This is a genomic window from Sulfurimonas sp. (assembly GCF_047622445.1).
Lineage (GTDB): Bacteria > Campylobacterota > Campylobacteria > Campylobacterales > Sulfurimonadaceae > Sulfurimonas.
On record NZ_JBLHOE010000006.1, the window covers coordinates 44,926 to 65,437 of the forward strand.

Consider the following 20,512-nt stretch of genomic DNA (forward strand, 5'->3'; position numbering starts at 1 on the left):
GGATTAAATATTAAGCACAAAGAGCTTTTACATATCAGAATTTAGTTATATTATCAACACATTAAGCTAAAAAAAAACATTAATCTGTATAATTAATATCTTAAGATATTTAAACTATTTATAGATAAGGATTAGTGATATCAAAAATATTATAATATCAACAAAACAAATAGTTCTAGTACCTATTTTATTTATCATTATATCCATAGGAAATATTACGATAAATTATTATGATGCAAATGATAGAATGTATAACTTCGTTCAAAAGCAATCTCAAACACTCAATCAATTTATGTTAGTGCATAGAAACTATTATCAAAATCTTTATTTAAATAAAACTATCCCTTTAAACGAGAAAACACTTTTAGGTCTTCCCGCTTTTTCAGCCTTTGAAATATCTCAACAGTTTTCAAAAAAAAATCACTTTGGTGTAAAAATACAAACAGTTTCCTCCAGAGCAAGAAATCCAAAAAATCAGGCTGATATAAATGAACTTAAAGCTATAAACTTTTTCAACAAGAATAAAAAAGAAAAAGAATACTTTAGTAATGAAGGTAAGTATTTTCAATACGCAACTCCACTTTTTATAGAGCAAAAATGTTTAAGTTGTCATGGAGCAAAAGAAGATGCACCAAAGTTTATATCCAAGAAGTATGATAAAGCTTATGACTATGTACTAGGAGAATTACGAGGAATCATAAGCATAAAGGTTCCTAAAGAGAAAATCAGTTCTTTCTTTATAACGTCTTTTATCAAAAATGTGATCTTTGATTTAGCTGTTCTACTTATTTTAGTAGTAATTTCCTTGTATTTAATTAAATACTTCAAGAACTTAGCTTTAAGTCTTCAAAATGAAGTAATGTACAAAACAAATGAAGTATCTAAAAATGTTGCTTTTTTAAAATCACACCAATTAGCAATGGACGAGTCTAGTATAGTAAGTAAAACAGATTTAGAAGGTAACATTACTTATGTTAACGATAACTTTTGTAAAATTACCGGTTATACAAAAGCTGAACTTATAGGGAAATCTCATGCTCTTGTGAGACATCCATCAAATCGGGATAAAGTATTCAAAAAAATATGGGATACTATAAAAGCAAAGAAAATCTGGAAAGGTATTTTAGAAAATAAAGGAAAGATCAATGACTATTGGGTAGATATGGTAATACTACCAATACTTGATGATAAGCAAAATATTGTTGAGTACATAGCAGTAAGACATGATGTTACACAAATGGTCCATCAACAGCAGAAACTAAATACTGCTGCTAATACTGATACTTTAACAGGGTTTGGAAACAGATATAAACTAAACAACGATATACGGAGTAGTGTCAACCCAGCCCTTGCTATTTTAAATATAGATAATTTTTCACAAATTAATGACTTCTATGGTCATGAAAAAGGTGATATACTCATAAAAAGTCTAGGTAATAATATCTACGACATGCTAGAGGGTAGTGGAAGTGTATGTAAGCTTTACCACCTTCAAGGTGATGAATTTGTTATATTAAATAAAGATATAAATAGAGATGATTTTATACAAAATATAACATCTATAACATCTACCATTGCTACAAAAGCAATTATAATAAGTGAAGATGAAATTTTCTTAAACCTTAGTGCTGCAATATCATTTGAAAAACCATTAGAGATACTAATAACTGCAGATATGGCACTTAAAATTGCAAGAAAAGAAAATAAGAGCATCGTAGTATATACTGATTATTTGTCCTTAAATGACGAATATGAAAACAATATGAAATGGACAAAAAAAATAAAAAAAGCAATTGAGACAGATAGTATTATTCCTGTCTTTCAGCCAATTGTCAATAACAACACAGGTCTTTGGGAAAAATATGAATGTTTAGTAAGACTTCAAGATAGTGATGAATTAATATCTCCATATTTCTTTTTAAATATTTCTAAAAAGACAAAGTACTACAAAAGTATCACGAAGATTATGTTAAAAAAATCTTTTGAAGAGTTTAAAGATAAAGATATAGAATTCTCTGTAAATCTTACTATTGAAGATATTTTGAACGAAGACATGCAAGTATATATCTTTGATATGCTTCAGAGATGTAAGAATGGATCTAATGTAGTATTTGAGATTGTAGAATCTGAATCTATAGAAAACTTTGAACAAATAGCTGTCTTTATAGAAAAAGTAAAAAAATATGGCTGTCGAATAGCTATAGATGACTTTGGAACGGGTTATAGTAACTTTGAGTACCTTATGAAACTAAAAGCAGACTATATCAAGATAGATGGAAGTATGATAAAAAATATAAATCACAATAAGGATGCTCAAATGGTAGTATCTATGATAGTGGAGTTTGCAAGAAAAATGGATATGAAAACAATAGCCGAATATGTAGAAAATGAATCAATTCAAGCAAAAGTTAAAGAGCTTGGTATTGATTATTCTCAAGGGTATTATTTTTCCGAGCCTAAGTTGGAATTACCTCTAAAGTAGTATAAACTTCCACTCTATTTCTACCATTGTTTTTTGCTTTATAGAGTGCATTATCGGCTTTTTTGACTAATGTCTGTTGCGTATCATTTTCCTCAAAAGTAGAGACTCCAAAACTTGACGTTTTTGATCCTATAACTTTAAATTGGTACAATTCAAGATTGTTTCTTATCTTTTCTGCAAGTTGAACAGTGCATTCAAGATTTGTTTCTGATGCTAAAATGATAAATTCTTCACCACCCCATCGTCCAACTATATCTGTACTTCGTACACTTTCTTTTAATACTTTAGCAACGCTTTTAAGTGTCTCATCTCCAATATCATGTCCATAGGTATCATTTACGGATTTAAAATTATCTATGTCTAAAAGTATTACTGAAAATGGATGCTTGTACCTTTTTGCTCTCTGTATCTCAGTTTTAAATATCTCTTCGAGTTTAAGTCTATTAGCGAGTTGTGTAAGCTGGTCTGTAACTGAGAGTTCTTCAATTCTTTTCTTATCTGTAATATTTTCACAAATAGATCTATATCCTATTTTTTTCGTCTCTTTAACAATAGGTTCAATATTTATAAAAAAATAAACTGCTGTTTTCTCTTTACTGAAGTTTTTGACTTCACCACTCCAAACATCATTACTTATCAATCCATTCCACATATCTCTGAAAATATCTTTCTTCATATCTGGATGTCTCATAATAGCATGCGTTTGACCTAGTAGTTCATCTTTTGTATATCCAATACTTTTAGAATATGCATCATTAATATTCGTAATTACACCGCTTAAATCAGTAGTAAATATTAAAACAAATTTATCAATCATGTTTTGCTGTTCTTGTGTCTCTTGCTTTGCAATTAATAGTTTTTTATTAAGAATACTGACTGCCCTATTTTTATATATAATAGCTAGTAGAATCACTAAAAATATAAATCCAACTTGCCAAAACAGTGTATAATCAAATTCTTGTGCAACTTTAATTTCAATCCACTTCCCAACAATAGTTCGTTTTCTTTCTTCGCTTATAGTATCTAGTGCTTTTTGCATTATACTATTTAAGAGTGGTTCATCATTTCTTGAAGCAACACTGAGCCTAATGTCAAACTCCAATTTACCGGCTATCTTTAAATCTAACAAAGAATATTTTTGTATACCATATCCAATTGTAGGCATTGTATCTATATATCCAAAAAGCTCTCCATTGCTAACTTTTTCTAGTCCTTCTTTTGTATTTACAACCTCTAGTATTTCTATAGATGGATTTTTACTTTTCAATACCTCTATATGGGCATAACTCTTTACAATGCCAACTTTACGATTAGATAGTTCATGTACATTTTTTATAAAAAGCTGCTCCGATTTTGTTGCTATTACAAAAGGTTCTTTAACATATGGCTTTGTAAAATTCATAGCATCTCTACGACTTGGAATATCCATTGCAACAGGTAAAATATCACATTTCCTATCTCTGATACTTTGTAAAGATTGTGCCCATACCTTTGTAGGCATAAGTTCTATTGGTGTATCTATAGATTTAGAAACTATTTTCATTATATCTGCACCAATACCTTTATGAGCCCCATATTCATCTATTTGTTCAAAAGGTAGCCAGTCTGGTAATACACACATTTTAATTATTTTTTTATCTTTTAAATATGCTTTTTCTTCATCTGTTAAGTTAATAAGTGAATCTTCTGAGAGAAGCCATTTTCTTTTTAACTTTAGGTGCTCATTAAAAGGTATCAATTTATTTGCTTTTTGTAAAATTGATTTTAATAAATAATTTCCTTTGGTAAGGCCCATTGGCATTTCAGTTTGAAGCGATAGTCCTAAATCCTCAACTGTAGCAATTTTTAGATTACTAAGCCATTTTTCTTGAATAAAGTAGTTAAGAGTAGGTGTATTATCAATGACCGCATACGCTTTACCTTGCGCAACTGCATCAACTGCCGCTTCTGTAGATTTCATTACTAGTAATTTAATATGAGGAAAAGCTTTTTCTATGTGGCTCTGTAAATAATACCCCTTAACTACTGCTAATGTTTTTCCTTTTAAATCTTCCATTGAGTTAATAGTTTGGTCTTTTTGAATAGCAAAACCAATTAAAAATGTAATGTGTATAAAGTTTGTATAATCTACAAACTTTTTACGTTCATCTGTAACGGCCAAGTGAGGTATTACATCTAATTGTCCATTTTTCAGCATCTCTAATTGCTCATTCCATGGCTTTGCAATAAACTTTATATCTTTGTTTAAACTCTTTCCAATAAGCCTCATAATTTCAACACTATATCCTAAAAATTCACCCTTATTTTTAAAGCTAAATGGCTGAAAATTCTTTAAACTCATAACAGAAATGTATGGTTTTTCATCTAAATATTCTTTCTCTTTTTGCGTTAACAATGTATCTAAACTATTACTACCGAACCATTTTTCTTTTAAGCTATTAACTTTATTACTTGGTAATACTTTATTCACTTTTTCTAAAATCGATTTTAATAAGTGATTACCTTTTTTAACACTCATATGTAATTTATTAATATGGGGTAAACCTAAATCATCAACATATTTGATAGCGATTTGACGCAGCCATCCTTCTTTAATAAAATAATTTAAAGTTGTAACATTATCCAAAGCTGCATATACTTCATTTTTAGCAACAGCCTCAAGAGATTTTTGCGTTGAGTCAGTAAGAACTAATTCAATATTTGGAAAATTATTTTTTAAATGATCATGAACAAAATATTTATTTACAACAGCTACTTTTTTACCTTTTAAGTCTGCCATAGAATTGATTTTATTATTTTTGTTTGTAGCAAAACCTATAAGATAATTTATATGCTCAAAATCAACATAATCCATATACTTTTTACGTTCATCTGTACTTACTATATAAGGTATAAAATCTAATGTACCTTTTTTTAACATATCTAATTGTTCATTCCATGTTTTTGTAACAAGTTTGATTTCTTTATTCAGTATACTTCCATATAGTTGTAATATGTCATTAGTATAACCTACCATAATTGCATCTCGTTTAAATGAGAATGGATGGAATTTTGTTAAACTCATAACACTAAGGTATGGTTTATTAGCTAAATACTCTTTTTCCTCTTTTGTTAAGTTTAAACTTCTAGATTGTATTGCACCTTTAGTATCATTAACAATATATTCTCTAAACCATTTACTCTGAATTTCATAGAGTTCATCTTTTGAAATAAGTCCAATAGCTTTATTTAAAATGGACTTTAAAGTCTTATTTTTATCATTCACTCCCATGTGTATAGATAGTTCGTTCTTTAAAGAGAAAGCTAGTTTTATATTTGTTAAAAACAATTTATTGATGAAATAATGATAGTTTACATAGCCAACAACAGCATCAACTTCACCATTTTGAAGTAAAATTAATTGCTCTTTTGGGGTTTTTGATACCACTATACTTATACCCTCAAGTTCATTTAAAAAATCCATCATTCCCAAGTGACCTTTTAATACAGCAACTTTTTTACCTTCTAAATCTTTGTGAGTTTGAATTTTTATTTTACTCTTATGCGAAGTAAATATGTTTAATGGAGTTTTCATGTAAGAATTAGTGAGACTATGCATCTTTCTAATCATAAGAGAATCAACGAGAGTAGCATGCCCATAAAAACCTTCTTCGTGAGACAAGCTATGCCCTTTTCCTGCATCAACCAAGACTTTGATATAAACTCGACTCCCTATAATCTCAGATATTTTCTCAAGATAATCAGGAACTATTCCAGAGAAGGTTCCATCAAAATTTGAGAGAACATAAGGTTCTATATATCTAGGAGCCACTAAGCCTATGTTTAGGTTATTTTTAAGCCAAAGTTTCTCTTTTTGAGTGAAACTGGTTGCATCTACAGACATAGATAATAATAAAAACAGTAAAAATACTATTAAGAGTTTTTTCAAAAAAAATTCCTTATTCTTGTAGTATTAAGTATAATACAAATCTATTAAAAGTAAGTTAGATTTTTTATTTTTTACGCTAAAAGTACTTAAGATATAGGTATACAGTTATTTGTAGTTAAAAAAAATTGATATTTAGCTAGCCTATTTACCTTCTATCTAAAGCTAAACTAGCACCTAATCCAATAAACAAACTTCCTATGATCTTCCCAAAATATTTACCTATTGAAGTTTTATTGAATAAATCCTTGATGAAGTAAGCACTTAAGGAATATATCATCATACAAGTAAATGCTATGATTCCAAGTAAAGTTACAAGTAAAAAATAATCGAAAAAACTGTTTTGACCTTCGTTAATAAACTGCGGAAAAAGTGCTGTAAAAAAAATGAGTGCTTTAGGATTAGATGCAGCAATAATAAATGATTCATTAAACAGTTTTCTACTAGATTTATTTTTTGTTTTTGATGAATTATTTGTCTCGATATGAAAAGGTGTCCTAAAAAGTTTAATCCCAAGATAGATTAAATATAAAGCACCAACATACTTAATCAACATAAATACTGTATTTGAAGTTGTGAGTAAGAGTCCTAAACCTGTGATTGATATAGTTGCTTGAATCATGGATGCTGTAGTATTACCCAAGGCAGTAGCTATTGAAGTTTTTGCTCCATATTTTAGTCCATGACTTAAAGCTAAAAGCATACTGGGACCTGGAATGATCGAAGCTACAAAAACAGTTATTGAGTATAAAAGCCAAAAATTTAAAGAATCCATACCTCTCCCCTAGCCCATAGGATACATAATCTCTTGTTGTATTTCTTGTATCTCTTTCATAACTTCACCACTAAGTTCTAAATCTAGAGCTGCAAAAGACGCATCAAGTTGTTCTGCTGTTCTCGCACCGATAATAGTCGAAGCTACAAAGTCGAACTGTTTTGAGTACGCTACTGCTAGCGTAACAGGCGAAATTTCCAGTCTCTTTGCAATTTCCATGTACTTCAGAGTTACTGCTAAAGATTTTTTATTTACAAATCTTGTAGCTTGTGCTCGTGCACGAGGATTCTCACTTTTTAAGTAGTCTGAAAATCTACTGATCTCAGGGTAAAAACTTCCATTGTACTTTCCACTTAAAACTCCACCAGCAATTGGTGAATAGGGAAGTAATGAAATATTTTCTGCTTTACACACACCAGCCAACTCATCTAAAAAGCGTGGATTGTTTAAAGAGAAATTGTTTTGGATGGATTCAAATCTTGCAATACCTAACCTTTTTGAAGTTTCATTTGCTTTAGTTAAACCATGCGCTGTGTCATTTGAAGTCCCAAGGTAACGAACTTTCCCTTCTTGTACCAACTCATCAAAAGCTTTAAGGGACTCCTCTATGGGTACAACAGTATCAGGCCAGTGCATTTGGTAGAGGTCTATATAGTCCGTTCCTAATCTTTTTAAACTTCCTTCTATCGCTGATTTGATATGAAACTTATCTACTGCGGTGAAGCCATGGCGAATAGGTGGAACAAACCAACCATTTGCAGCACCAGCAATTTTTGAAGCGATGATCAGTTTATCTCTAGGTTTGTCTTTAAGCCACCTACCGATGATAGATTCTGTTTCCCCTGCCCATGATGTTTTTGGAGGTACTGGATACAGCTCAGCAGTGTCAAAGAAGTTAATTCCTCTGTCGTAAGCTTTGTCCATAATTTTAAAGGATTCTTTCTCTTCACATGAAGAACCAAAATTCATCGTACCTAAACAAATCGGTGTAACACGTAATCCAGTGCGTCCTATATATCTGTAATTCATTAGTTGTTTATCTTCCCTATTGCACATGAAATATAGCTCTTTGCATTTGTACTAAAAGCGTCAAACTTGCTTAGGTCTTCATCACTCATTGGATAACCTAGTTTTTTAAGTTCTACTCTCAAGCGAGGGATATTTCCCTCTTCTACATCCAAGGTAATAACCCTAGGCTCAACTTCCAAGTTAACTTCAACAGTACCAAATTCTTTCTCTAAAGATGTGATGAGTGTATGTCCACATCCACCACATTTAACATTTAAAACTTCGAAATTTTGTTTCACTATATAACCTTTTATTAATTTTCTTTTTTCGGATAATCAAACGAGAGAAGCGTGGCATTTTTACTACTAATACCTGACCATTTTTTACTACTAAACTCTATCTCTACGATTCCACAGGTTGGGATATTTTCCTCTAAATCTACATAGTACTCTGCTAACATATTTAACTCTGAGTTATGCCCAAATAAGAATACAGTTGTATGCTTATCATCAAGATGCTTTAGCATCTTATGTAAAAAAATTACATTTGTATGATACATATCATCTTTAAAGACAATCTTTTGAGAGTACTGTAGCTCTTTCGCAATCATCTTTGCTGTTGTTTTTGCTCTTAGAGCAGAGCTTGATAGAATGATGTCAGGCACTACACTTTTCTTTTTTAATCTTTTACCCATAAGAGGTGCATTTAACTCTCCTCGTTTATTTAGAGGTCTGTCAAAATCTTCTAAATCCATATCTTTCCAACTTGATTTTGCATGTCTAATTATATATATTTTTTTCATATTTCACTTTATACCTTATGCAAATTTATTTTCTATAAATCGTTTCATCTCAACAACAAATAATACACCAAAAGATATACAAAGTATCTTTATCCAGGTTTCGATATCTAAAGATTCACTTTTAAAAAGAGTGTTCATCAAACTTGTATGAGTGAATGCAACTTGAACAAGAGTCATCATTCCTACACCTATAAGTAAAAATCTATTATTAAATATGTTTGTTTTAAATACTGACTTCTGTAACTCTTTACAAGAAAACAGATAAAACAATTCAATAAATACAAAAATATTTACAGCAATAGTTCTTGCATACTCAACACTATGCCCATTAGCGATGGCGTTATTAAACATCATATAAGATGCAATGAGCATATAAAAACCAACAACAAGCATCTGCACAATCATACTTTTACCTAAAATTGGAGCTTGTGGACTACGAGGAGGATGCGACATTATGTCTGCCTCTTTTGGTTCAAACACAAGCATCAGACCTAAGAAAATTGCAGTAGACATATTTATCCATAAAATTTGTACAGGAAGGATTGGGAGTGTTAAACCTAAGCTAATCGCAAATAAAATCATGAGTCCTTCACCGAGATTCGTAGGAAGTGTCCATGTGATAAATTTGATCAAGTTATCAAACACATTTCTTCCCTCTCTCACAGCATGTGCAATGGAGCTAAAATTATCATCACTTAAAATCATATCCGCTGCTTCTTTTGCAACCTCAGTTCCAGTGACACCCATAGCAATCCCAATATCTGCTTGTTTAAGAGCTGGAGCATCATTCACACCATCTCCTGTCATTGCAACTATCTCCCCTGCTTCTTGAAGCGCATCTACAATACGGAGCTTTTGTTCTGGTTCTACTCTTGCAAATATCCGTACCTCTTTTACTTTTTCAATAAGCTCGGCATCTGTCAACTTAAAAAGATCAGCACCAGTTATGACCGAGCCTTCATACTCTGTTTCTTGTGGAACTATGGACATCATCTTAGCTATTGAAAAAGCAGTAAGTGCATGATCTCCCGTAATCATAATGATTTTAATCCCTGCGCCAAGAGACTCTTCCACCGCTAAAATTGCTTCTTCTCTTGGAGGATCCATCATTGCTTGAAGACCCATAAAAGTGAACTTATTTTTAAGTACTTCTGAGTCTATGTTATCTTGGGATACATCTTTTTTAGCCATAGCTAAAACTCTCAGACCTTGGGAGGCAAACTGTGCCACTTTATGTGCAATCTTTGCTCTATCAATCGCAATAACTTCACCGTCACTCATTTCATTCTCACAAATAGATACTATCTTTTCAACAGATCCTTTGAGATATAAAACATTTTGCTCATTTTTTACATCTTTATGAATCGTAGCCATAAATTGTCTATCTGATTCAAATGGCAAAATATCTAGTCTTGGATACTCTACATGTAAAAGATGTTCACTACATCCAACTTTAAGAGCACTAACAACTAATGCTCCCTCTGTTGGGTCACCATTTATACTATAGAGCCCATCTTTTTGCACAAGATATGATTCATTACATAAATAACCTATACGAAATATCTCTTGTAAATTTTCATTTAAAGATTCTATTTTTTGGCCATCTTTTAAGAGCTTGCCTTTAGGCTCATAACCGCTTCCTGTTATAGTGTAGCAAGTGCCTGAAGTATAAATGTCTGTTACTGTCATCTTATTTTGCGTAAGCGTACCTGTTTTATCTGAACATATTGTTGTAACACTTCCTAAGGTTTCCACAGCTGGAAGCTTTCTAATGATGGCATTTTTCTTCGCCATGCGACTCACACCAATTGCAAGTGTAATAGTTACAGCAGCGGGTAAACCTTCAGGAATAGCTCCTACAGCCAAAGCAACTGAAGCCATAAATGTCTCTATTGCACTGTTTTCTCTTAACACACCAATAGCAAAAGTAAATGCTGCAAGAGCCAAAATTACGTACAATAAAAGTTTTGAAAAAGCAGCTATTTTTTTTGTAAGTGGGGTATCCATACTTTGTGTATTTTCTAGAAGATGTGCGATTTTTCCCAGTTCTGTATGGTCCGCGGTAGCAACGACAATACCTTTTGCTCGACCATAAGTTACATAGGTTCCAGAGTACGCCATGTTGTTTCTGTCATTTAAAGTTATGTCTTGTCTTTGCAGAGAAGCAGTTTTGAGTGAACTTACAGACTCGCCCGTAAGCATTGACTCATCTACTTTTAAATCTCTCACTTCTAGTAGCCTTAAATCAGCCGCTACTTTAGAACCAGATTCAAGTAAAACTATATCTCCAGGAACTATACCTACCGAAGAAATACTAAGTTTTTCACCATCTCGAATAACTATAGCTTCTGTTTGCATCATCTTCTTTAATGATTCTATAGCCTCTTGTGCTTTGAGTTCTTGTAAAAAACCGATGATGACGTTTATAATAACTACGAAGAAGATTACACCACTGTCTATCCACTCATGAAGTAGTGCTGTAACGAGGGATGCACCTAAAAGAATATAGATAAGTGCATTATGAAACTGCAAGATAAATTTTTTCAATTTAGAATCTTGCTTTGTTTCTTTTAAAGTATTTTTACCAAAAAACTCTTCTCGATGTTTGATGCTCAGTGGACCTAAGCCATCACTCATATCACTCTCTAAAAGTTCTACTATCTCCTCTGGTTGTATACTATGCCAACTCTGTCCCATCAAATGCTGCATTTCAGACTCCTTATGAAAACATATAGTCTGGTCTATTATACCATTGTATTTCTAAACTTTAAAGCTATTACTCCAAGGGATACTTGCAAAAGTATCCCAAGTTTATCTACTGATTTTTTTGATGTTTTTTATTGTAAAATAATAGATATGTTGATGGAAGAATTAATAGTGTCAATAATGTTGAACTAATAATACCTCCCGTAATCACAACAGAAAGTGGATACTGAATCTCACTTCCAACACCAGTGGCATAAAGAAGTGGGAGTATTCCAAATAATGTTGTAAATGCTGTCATTAGTACTGGACGAAGTCTCAATAATGTTGCATCTTTGAGTAAGATTTTCAACTCTACCCGAGGAAACTTAGCTCGAAGTTCATCTATAAAACTCACTAGTACAATCCCATTCAAAATAGAAATCGCAAAAATTGCTAGAAAACCTATGATTGCAGATACAGAAAGATAAATCCCACTAAGCATCAAAGCAGAGATTCCACCTATGAGACCAAATGGTACATTGAGTAAAATTAGTCCCGCTTTTGAAAGAGAATTAAATGCTGTATAAAGAAGAAGTACTATCAAAAAGAGTGTAATAGGTATGATTATCATCAACTTTTGAGTAGCTTCTTTCATGTTTTTAAAGTCCCCTGCCCAACCGATGTAATAACCATCAGGGATGACAACATTTTTCTTAATTAGAGCATCTGCTTCTTCAACAAAAGAGGCTACATCACGACCACTCACACCCATAGAAAGAACCATATAACGACTCAAGTTTTCTCGTTTTATAAATGAAGGACCTTGCATAACTTTAATGTCACAAATTTGTTCTAGTGTTACTAAAGCTCCATTGCTTGAACGCATTGTTACAGCCTTCACCGCTTCTATATCAGTCTTAGCATCTTTGATTTTAGCAACAATTCCAAATCTACGAATTCCTTCTATCTTTTCACTCACAGCTTCTTCACCGAGACCATTACGAATTACATTCATAAGCTCTTCAACACTGATTCCATAACGAGCAAGAGAAAGATAATTTGGTTCAATTTTTATCTGTGCTTGGCCAAGTTGTACCTCAACTTCCATCTCATCTAAGCCATCCACATTTTCTAAAACTGCTTGAATGTCCTTAGAAATTGAGTCAAGTACTTTTTGATCGTCTCCATAAATCTTCACCGCTAACTCTGCTTTTACCCCTTCAAGCAACTCCTCGATTCTCATTGCTATAGGTTGTGTTGGAATAAAGTTTATGAACTCAAAGTGCTGTTTTAAATCTTTGTTCATTTCCCTTGTTAGTAGAGGTAGACTTTCTATGTTTGGTTTGAGTGTAAGAAGCACTTCCATATAATTAGCTTGAGCAGTCTCGCCATTTTCACTTCGCCCTATCATAGATAAAACTGACTCCACATCATCCGAGTAATTTTTGAGAATATATTTCTCTATTTCACCAGCTGTTTGTGTTGAGTGTTTAAGTCCGGTTCCCGGAATAGCCACAACTCTATACATAATCGACTCTTCATTAAGCTCTGGCATAAACTCACGCCCTTGAAGCGTCAACATGTATGCTAGTACTCCAAAAACTATAGACACAGAGACTAAGACCATTTTTGCATGTGAAAGTGAAAAAAGTAAAAATGGTGTATATATTTTTTTAATCCCTCTCATCACGGCATTTTCTTTTGATTTAGATGGTTTTAAAAGCAAGACACTTAAAACCGGAACTAAAATCAAAGCAACTGCAAGTGAACCAAGCATTACAAACACAATGTTTAGTGCCATTGGTGAATAAAGCTTGCCTGCTAAGCCATCAAGTGAAAGTAAAGGAATAAAAACAGCCGCTATGATTAAAACTGCAAAAGTAACAGGACTTGCTACTTCTTTTGCTGCATCAGCTATAACCTCAATTTTTGCTCTACCTGGTTCATCGTGAAGTTTTCTAAAGGAGTTTTCTACAATAACAATGGTTCCATCAACTATCATCCCTACTGCTATGGCTAAACCACTTAGACTCATCAAGTTTACACTCACATCATAATAGTCCATTAGTAAAAATGCCACTAAAAGAGATAAAGGTAAAGATATGATTACAATAAATGCAGAACGTAGTTCAAACAAAAATAAGAACAGAACTATGGCAACCAAAATCACACCGGAAACTAATGCTGAAGTCATTGTATTTACAGCTTTATGCGTAATCTCAGTTCTGTCATATATGGTACGAATAACTACACCTTCAGGAAGTGCAGACTCAACGACCTCAAGTTTTTCTTTGAGTTTTGCAACAACCTTTGCTGCATTTGTAGCTGTACGTTGTAAAACCATCCCAATAACAGCTTCACCACCGTCTATACTGATAGAACCAAATCTAGGAGCTGAACCAGTCTCTACTGTCGCTACATCACGTATAGTTACTGAGTGACCGGCACCTGACTTCACCACAGTATTTCGAATATCCTCAAGTGATTTATAAAGTCCTGCCCCACGGATAAGATACTGTTCACGATTAAACTCTAAGTACTGTCCACCAGCTGCCTGATTAGAGCTTTGTAAAGCATTCACAATATCGTGATAAGTCACTCCAATATTTTGAAGTTTTTTCGTATCTATGAGAACATTGTATTGTTTTTCATAACCACCCCAACTTACTACTTCTTCCACTCCACTAACACTTTTAAAAAGCGGTGTTACAACATAATTTTGCATCTCACGTATTTCACGTAAAGAGTATTTCTTTGTTGTATCTTTAATCTCGTACCAAAATACTTGACCCAAGCCGGTTGTATTTGGCCCTAGTGTTGGTTTTCCCCAACCTGCTGGAATATCCACAGAACCTAAGCGCTCAGATACTAACTGACGTAAAAAATATATATCCATATCGTCTTCAAAGAAAACAGACACATAGGAAAGTCCAAAAAGCGAATTTGACATAATGAGCTTTACCCTAGCCATACCAGAGAGTGCTGATTCTATAGGATAGGTTATAAGCTTTTCAATATCTTCAGCCGAATTGCCCGGAGATTCTGTATAAATCACTACCTGCTTTGGCGTAATGTCAGGAAAAGCATCCACTGGAATCTCTTGATAAGCCTTAAAACCAAAGGCGGATATCACTATAAAAAGTGTGATTACTAAAAATTTATATTTTAATGATGTATCGATTAAATAATGTAACATCCTAGTGTCCGTGTCCGCCAAGAGACGACTTTAAAAGCATAGACTTTACGTAGTAGCTTTTAGCACTTACATATTCTTCACCGACTGACAAACCTTCTACGGCTACATAATTATCATCTTGTGTAATAACTTTTACTACTCTAAGTTCATAAAGAACTTCCTCTTCATCATGATCATGTCCTTTATGTTCATCTTTATCATCTGACTCATGTTTTTCATGTCCTTGTTCTTCTTCCCTTGGTACAAAAACAACCCACTCATTTTGAAAAAATGAAAGTGCTGATTTATTTACAGCTACATGCTTTTTTGTATCATCAAAGTGCAAGGTAACTGCAAGATATGTGTTGATATACAGGTTATCCGTCTTTTCGTTTATACTAGATAGTAACACGATTCTTTGCGTTACTTCATCCACTTCTGGAAGAATTTGAGTAATGTAAGAACTGATCATTTTTCCATTTACTTTTAAAGTGCTTTTTTGTCCCACACGTACTTTTGACGCATACTCTAAAGGTAAAAAAGACTTTACATAATACGCTTGTTCTTTTACCATAGAAATAATGGGAGTATCTTCTTGAATCCCTGAATGTAAAGCTTGTAATACTTTTGATACAACCCCATCACTATGCGCATAAAGAATAAAGTTTGATGTTGCTTTAGTGAGTTTACTTGTATCTACACCTAGTGTTTTTAACTGCGACTTCAATGCTGTAAAACTTGAAAGTAATTCATCCCTTTCTATACTCTGTAGATTGAGTGACTGAAGCGATGTCATACCTTTTTTGTAAAGGTTTTGTGTTGCTGCATAATTCTTTTCTAACGAATGTAGCTGCTTCTTTTGCGAAATAAAATTGGCTGTCATTTTTGATAGCATAATTGATTCAATCAAAACTATCTTCTGTCCATTTTTAATTCTTTCACCTGCTTTTACATAGTACTTCTCAATATGTCCGCTTACTTGGCTCATTACAGATTGTGAAGAGTTTGAGAGTTGGATAATCTGGGCATTAAGTTCCACAGACTTTCCAAACTCTCTTAATTGTGCATGCTCTTGTGGAATTTCAAGAGAAAAAACTGCACTATATAAAAATAAGCTCATTAATATAATTTTTTTCATTATAAACTACCTTCTAAGTAATTAGACATAATAATATTTTGGTCTAATTTTGTTTGAGTCTCAAGCAAGTTGGACTTTACCGTTAAAATTTTTGCTTTAATATCTTGAACTTCAAGTAAATTAACTTTAGCAATTGCATAAGCATCTTCAAACATCAATAACATTTCAGACAAACTTTTTATAAGATTTTCATTCTTTGTTTTTACATTTTGAAGTAATACTCTTTGTTTACCAAGCTTTATTAATTCTAGATTTATTTTTGCTATTTCATTTTCAATCAAGTAATCTTGTTTTTCTACTTCAAGTTTCGCTATACGCCTTTCTTGTGACTTGTCATTGAAAATTACTAAAGGAATCTTGACACCAAGACTCATCACTTTTTCTACTGGTTCCTTTTCATATTCACCATACAGTTCAATCGATTCTATTGTATTTGAAGCTACATTCGCTACATCGAGAGCCTTATCTTTTTGGCTTTGTAGATAATCAATCTCTACATTAGGAGTACTTGTTGTAGTTAGGACAAAATTATGCCCAAGACTAAGCTCTACCTCTTCCTTAACTCCAGCCATACTTAGAAGTGAAAAATAGCTTTGAATGGTCTCATACTTGAGTTTTTCCATATTAATATGTAACATTTCATACTCAAGTTTCGACGCAAGCATTTTGCCTCGAGATATTGTCCCTTCTTCATACTTTTTTTCTGTAAAAGAATAAAGTGTCTGCGCTAAGAAGAGTCTTTCCTCTCCTAATTTTTCTAAGGTTTTCATCTGAGAATACTTTATATATTCTAGTGATATATTTCTACGTAATTGTGATTTTTCCAATGCATACGAAGCTTTTGCACTCTTACTTAATGACTGAGAGAGCATCTCTTTTGCATGCCCAACTCCAGGTAATCGAAGAGCTTGAGAGTATTCTAGTTTATACCCATTCCCATCTGCTTCACCATCTTCGAATCTAGAGTATTTAATTCTAAGGCTTGGATTTTCATATCGAAGTAGGCGTGAGCCTTCTTCCTTGGCTTGGTTTATATTTAAATTATTTGATTTTAAATACGGACTATTTTTTAAGGCATTGTTTAAAAACTCATCAAAGCTTTGCGCAAATATTGATGCAGAAAGTAAAACAATGACTGATAATATTTTTATCATTATTGTTCCTATTTATATGTATTTAATGTTTTTATATAGTAAGGTTTATGCTATTGGGGGTTTTAAAAAATTTGAGTAGGTTTTAAAGTTGTAGGATTCTGTTACAAGAGTCTTACTTAGAAATCTGTATTCTAGTTTAGAGAGAACAAGGTTCTCAGTAAGTACAAAGCTTTGGTGATATTCAAAATGTGCATCACAGATATCTCCATGATCAGATGGAGCTTCTAGCTCTGCAACATATTCGATAACACTAGCGTGGTCATCATCAAAAAGTGCAAAAACATACTCGTGAGCTATGGAAAAGCTTAGAACAAACAACAATGCAAATGTAACAAAACTTTTTGTTTTCATGGCAAAGATTATACCTTGTTTGTATTAACCTCTTTGCTTCCCAACAAAAAATCCACCAGCCATTCCAAGTGGAACGACTGTAGCGTAAAATAAGAACCTATCACTTATCTCACTTGCAAATACCAGTATTAACGAGATAAAAAGGCCTATACTTGCCCCTCCCATAGAATCTGCACTTACTAGTGTTATGACAAAAAGAGGTAAAAATACTCCCCCTAAGATAAGAGCTATAAAACGAAATAATTTTACATTTTTAAAGTTCTCATTGTAAAGCCTTTGTGTTCTTTTTAACTGGTACTCATTTTTCTGTTCTGTATCTAAATCTCTTAAGTCTTCTAAAGAGAAGAACATTTGGGCAAGTGCTCCTAACATTCCTAGAACAAGTAAAGGAATGGCAATATCATACATACTAAACACGACTGCAAAAAAAGCCATTAAGAATGCACCTATATATGCCACTCCAAAAAACTTAATGTTTGTAGTTTCTCTATCCCATGATGGACGTGCTTTTATACGGTAAATCATACTTTGCGCATAGATTCCATATATCCCAACCCCTAAGGTTATTGCTTCAACTAATAGACGTATGCTTATATGAATCTCTTCTATAAAATACATAACGACGACAATATTCATTAAAAGTGTAAATACACCCAAGGCTAAAGCCTCACGAGAGAGCCATGACGTTTTGATATTTTTCATAGCCGTAAGTGCTAAAAATGGGCGACCTAGGTGTAATGCGGAAAGAGGAAGACCTAGTGCAGCAGGAAGCATGATTAAAAGTGCCATCATCCAGTTTGCAGACTCGAAACCTAAAACACTCATAACATCACCTAAGAAAAGTACAAAGAATCCACCTAAAGATATTTGTGTTAAAACTGTCATAAAAACAAGTGGTAGTTCTGAGTGAGCAGGCTTTAAAATATGCTCATCCACTTCTTTCATTTCGGGCATATTTTCAGGCAAAGTATAACGTGTAGTTGAATTTGTAATTCTTGCATCAGGTAGAAACGGCATATTGCCTTCTTCGTCAATATCATCTTCAAGCCACTCTTTTATGTTCACTGTCTCAATCATAATCGCACCAGATGGACACGCTTGCACACAAGATGGTGTTTCACCAACATCAAGTTTTTCGTGGCACATATGACATTTCGTAACTATGTTTCGCTCTTCGTGAAAAACTGGTACTTCATAAGGACAGTTCCATGTGCAGTACTGGCATCCTATGCAAGTATCATCTTCATGGATTACAATTCCCGTTTCTTCTATCTTTATATAAGAGTTTGTAGGACAGCCAATAAGACACTCGGGATCTATACAATGATTACAACTCATAGAGTTAAAAAGTTGAGAAAAAGCTGGAAATTCACCACCTTCCATTTCACCAACTCTACGCCATTTTATATCTGCTGGGTTATTGTTTTGCTCATTACAGGCTACTTCACAACAATGACAACCAACACATGCAGTGGCATCAAAATGAAATCTATACTGTTCACCATCTTTAAGCTGTGGAATATCTATAGAGTAGTTACCGCACTGCATTCCAGTTTCAGATTTATGATCTATAAAATTTTCTAAAGGTGTTTGCAAAAGGTTCTCCTCTTTAATTATGAGTCAATTATACATCAGTTTTGCATCGTATAGACTATTATTTTGTTTAAAATTTAAGCTTTACCCGAAATAAACATCCCTATGACTTCCAATATCTACGAGTATAATAAAAGAAGCATTTTCAAGTCTTTTCTTATCTAATACAAAACCTTTAATAGTAAATTCACTTAAAAAATTTGTAGGTTTACCTTATATTATCTCCAACGCATAAAGCTCGTAAAGCTCATTCATTTTATCTTGGAGTACTTTTTTAGGTATTAGTTTTGTTTCATATTCTGATACAACTGTTGGACTTAAACTTCTACTTAGTGCATATTTAACCACTTCATCATTTTTCTTTCTACATAAGAGTATACCTATACTAGGATTTTCATCATCTCTTTTGACATCTCTATCGAGTACTTCTAGATAAAATTCAAGTTGCCCTAAATCACTTGGTTTAAATTTGCCTATTTTTAGCTCAAACGCTACTAAACATTTCAAATCTCTATGGTAAAAAAGTAAATCAATATAAAAATCATCATCACCCACTTCTAAACGATACTCTTCACCAATAAATGCAAATCCAACACCCAACTCTAAAATAAACTCTTTAAGTGAGCCTAAAAGTGCTTTTTGTAAATCTTTCATTTCCATGTCTTTCTATGTGAACACTCACTTTAAAGTTGTCTATGATGCTTATAGAACCTTCTGTTTGGATTCTATAATGAAGTAAATCAGTAGAATTTGGTTTAGGATAGTGTTTAGATAAAAACTCTTCAACTTTCACAAGTCCATCTTTTAAACCGTGTTGATCTATGAAAGTTGAAACTATGTACTCTGAAACAAAACGAGGTAATTTAAAACTCTCAAACTTTAGCATCAGTCCTTTATCTACTACTGCACTTTTATAATGTTGTTTTAGTTTGTACTCCCACTCATTTTTAAAATCATATGATTTATCTTTGTTATCTTCTCTATCTAACATTTCAAATTCTGAGTTATCTTCTTTGAAATCATTTGCTTTTTGTTTTTTATAATCCTCTAAATACCAGTTAGTTTTTTTCTTTCCTCTTTTCTTTTAACTAATGCTTCTCTAACTTTTTCTCTATCTCTAATAATTGGTTCTATTGTAGATGGTACAATTAATATGGTTTCATTAGTGACTTCAACTGAAAATCTTTCATATTTATCATTTAACAAGCTATATGCTACCTCTTGTGCAATATTCACAAAATCCATATCCTCAAAATAAACTTTTTCATTTTCTTGATTCATATGTTCTATTATTAATGTTTTTTCATCGCTGTATAAGGCGATTGCAGGTAGATATTCATCTTTATCAAAAAATATTTCTATCTCTTGAAAATCTTTTGGTTTTTTATCATTTGCCCATTTAAAATCATTATTAAAAGAGGTAA

The 20,512-nt window shown here is 32.6% G+C and carries 15 protein-coding genes; 1 reads left to right on the forward strand and 14 read right to left on the reverse strand.

The window, feature by feature from the left end; genetic code table 11:
* Positions 1-247 precede the first annotated feature (247 nt).
* Entirely contained in the window at positions 248-2,482 is a 2,235-nt protein-coding gene (locus tag ACI9TV_RS02625; protein ID WP_415249202.1) for an EAL domain-containing protein, read from the forward strand.
* Here ACI9TV_RS02625 and ACI9TV_RS02630 read toward each other — a convergent pair.
* The 14 genes from ACI9TV_RS02630 to ACI9TV_RS02695 form a co-directional block, all read right to left on the reverse strand.
* The gene (locus ACI9TV_RS02630) at positions 2,457-6,410 is read right to left on the reverse strand and encodes a transporter substrate-binding domain-containing protein (RefSeq protein ID WP_415249203.1); all 3,954 of its coding nucleotides are present in this window, start codon (positions 6,408-6,410) and stop codon (positions 2,457-2,459) included. The genes ACI9TV_RS02625 and ACI9TV_RS02630 overlap by 26 nt on opposite strands.
* Before the next feature lie 145 nt (positions 6,411-6,555).
* A complete protein-coding gene (locus tag ACI9TV_RS02635; protein WP_415249204.1) occupies positions 6,556-7,182 on the reverse strand; it encodes a LysE family translocator in 627 nt (208 codons plus the stop codon).
* 9 nt (positions 7,183-7,191) lie between these two features.
* Positions 7,192-8,211: an aldo/keto reductase gene (locus tag ACI9TV_RS02640; protein WP_415249205.1), complete on the reverse strand. Its 1,020-nt coding sequence runs from the start codon at positions 8,209-8,211 to the stop codon at positions 7,192-7,194.
* Positions 8,211-8,489 carry a heavy metal transporter gene (locus ACI9TV_RS02645; RefSeq protein ID WP_415249206.1) on the reverse strand — a complete coding sequence of 93 codons (279 nt, stop codon included), beginning with the start codon at positions 8,487-8,489 and terminating at the stop codon, positions 8,211-8,213. The genes ACI9TV_RS02640 and ACI9TV_RS02645 overlap by 1 nt, the downstream gene beginning before the upstream one ends.
* 14 nt (positions 8,490-8,503) lie before the next feature.
* Positions 8,504-8,992, reverse strand: a complete 489-nt coding sequence (locus tag ACI9TV_RS02650; protein WP_415249207.1) for a SixA phosphatase family protein — start codon at positions 8,990-8,992, stop codon at positions 8,504-8,506.
* Between the two features lie 15 nt (positions 8,993-9,007).
* Positions 9,008-11,701, reverse strand: a complete 2,694-nt coding sequence (locus tag ACI9TV_RS02655; RefSeq protein WP_415249208.1) for a cation-transporting P-type ATPase — start codon at positions 11,699-11,701, stop codon at positions 9,008-9,010.
* Between the two features lie 106 nt (positions 11,702-11,807).
* Complete coding sequence (locus ACI9TV_RS02660) at positions 11,808-14,873, reverse strand: efflux RND transporter permease subunit (protein ID WP_415249209.1); 3,066 nt, start codon at positions 14,871-14,873, stop codon at positions 11,808-11,810.
* 1 nt (position 14,874) lies between these two features.
* Positions 14,875-15,990 (reverse strand): efflux RND transporter periplasmic adaptor subunit, encoded by a 1,116-nt coding sequence (locus ACI9TV_RS02665; RefSeq protein WP_415249210.1) that lies wholly within the window; start codon positions 15,988-15,990, stop codon positions 14,875-14,877.
* Positions 15,990-17,144 (reverse strand): TolC family protein, encoded by a 1,155-nt coding sequence (locus ACI9TV_RS02670; RefSeq protein WP_415249211.1) that lies wholly within the window; start codon positions 17,142-17,144, stop codon positions 15,990-15,992. Before ACI9TV_RS02670 ends, ACI9TV_RS02665 begins: the two co-directional genes overlap by 1 nt.
* A gap of 45 nt (positions 17,145-17,189) precedes the next feature.
* Positions 17,190-17,495, reverse strand: a complete 306-nt coding sequence (locus tag ACI9TV_RS02675) for a hypothetical protein (protein WP_415249212.1) — start codon at positions 17,493-17,495, stop codon at positions 17,190-17,192.
* 24 nt (positions 17,496-17,519) lie between these two features.
* Entirely contained in the window at positions 17,520-19,091 is a 1,572-nt protein-coding gene (locus ACI9TV_RS02680; protein WP_415249213.1) for a DmsC/YnfH family molybdoenzyme membrane anchor subunit, read from the reverse strand.
* A gap of 210 nt (positions 19,092-19,301) precedes the next feature.
* The gene (locus ACI9TV_RS02685) at positions 19,302-19,742 is read right to left on the reverse strand and encodes a PDDEXK nuclease domain-containing protein (protein ID WP_415249214.1); all 441 of its coding nucleotides are present in this window, start codon (positions 19,740-19,742) and stop codon (positions 19,302-19,304) included.
* Complete coding sequence (locus tag ACI9TV_RS02690) at positions 19,705-20,079, reverse strand: anti-phage BREX system Lon protease BrxL (RefSeq protein WP_415249215.1); 375 nt, start codon at positions 20,077-20,079, stop codon at positions 19,705-19,707. Before ACI9TV_RS02690 ends, ACI9TV_RS02685 begins: the two co-directional genes overlap by 38 nt.
* A gap of 56 nt (positions 20,080-20,135) precedes the next feature.
* The coding region (locus ACI9TV_RS02695; RefSeq protein WP_415249216.1) for a hypothetical protein at positions 20,136-20,512 on the reverse strand (377 nt) is incomplete at its 5' end.

Coding starts and splice junctions, on each gene's coding strand:
- ACI9TV_RS02690 (WP_415249215.1), bottom strand. CDS start 20,079: ATGTTAGATAGAGAAGATAACAAAGATAAATCATATGATTTTAAAAAT.
- ACI9TV_RS02655 (WP_415249208.1), bottom strand. CDS start 11,701: ATGCAGCATTTGATGGGACAGAGTTGGCATAGTATACAACCAGAGGAG.
- ACI9TV_RS02675 (WP_415249212.1), bottom strand. CDS start 17,495: ATGAAAACAAAAAGTTTTGTTACATTTGCATTGTTGTTTGTTCTAAGC.
- ACI9TV_RS02660 (WP_415249209.1), bottom strand. CDS start 14,873: ATGTTACATTATTTAATCGATACATCATTAAAATATAAATTTTTAGTA.
- ACI9TV_RS02625 (WP_415249202.1), top strand. CDS start 248: ATGTATAACTTCGTTCAAAAGCAATCTCAAACACTCAATCAATTTATG.
- ACI9TV_RS02665 (WP_415249210.1), bottom strand. CDS start 15,990: ATGAAAAAAATTATATTAATGAGCTTATTTTTATATAGTGCAGTTTTT.
- ACI9TV_RS02650 (WP_415249207.1), bottom strand. CDS start 8,992: ATGAAAAAAATATATATAATTAGACATGCAAAATCAAGTTGGAAAGAT.
- ACI9TV_RS02670 (WP_415249211.1), bottom strand. CDS start 17,144: ATGATAAAAATATTATCAGTCATTGTTTTACTTTCTGCATCAATATTT.
- ACI9TV_RS02635 (WP_415249204.1), bottom strand. CDS start 7,182: ATGGATTCTTTAAATTTTTGGCTTTTATACTCAATAACTGTTTTTGTA.
- ACI9TV_RS02685 (WP_415249214.1), bottom strand. CDS start 19,742: ATGAAAGATTTACAAAAAGCACTTTTAGGCTCACTTAAAGAGTTTATT.
- ACI9TV_RS02640 (WP_415249205.1), bottom strand. CDS start 8,211: ATGAATTACAGATATATAGGACGCACTGGATTACGTGTTACACCGATT.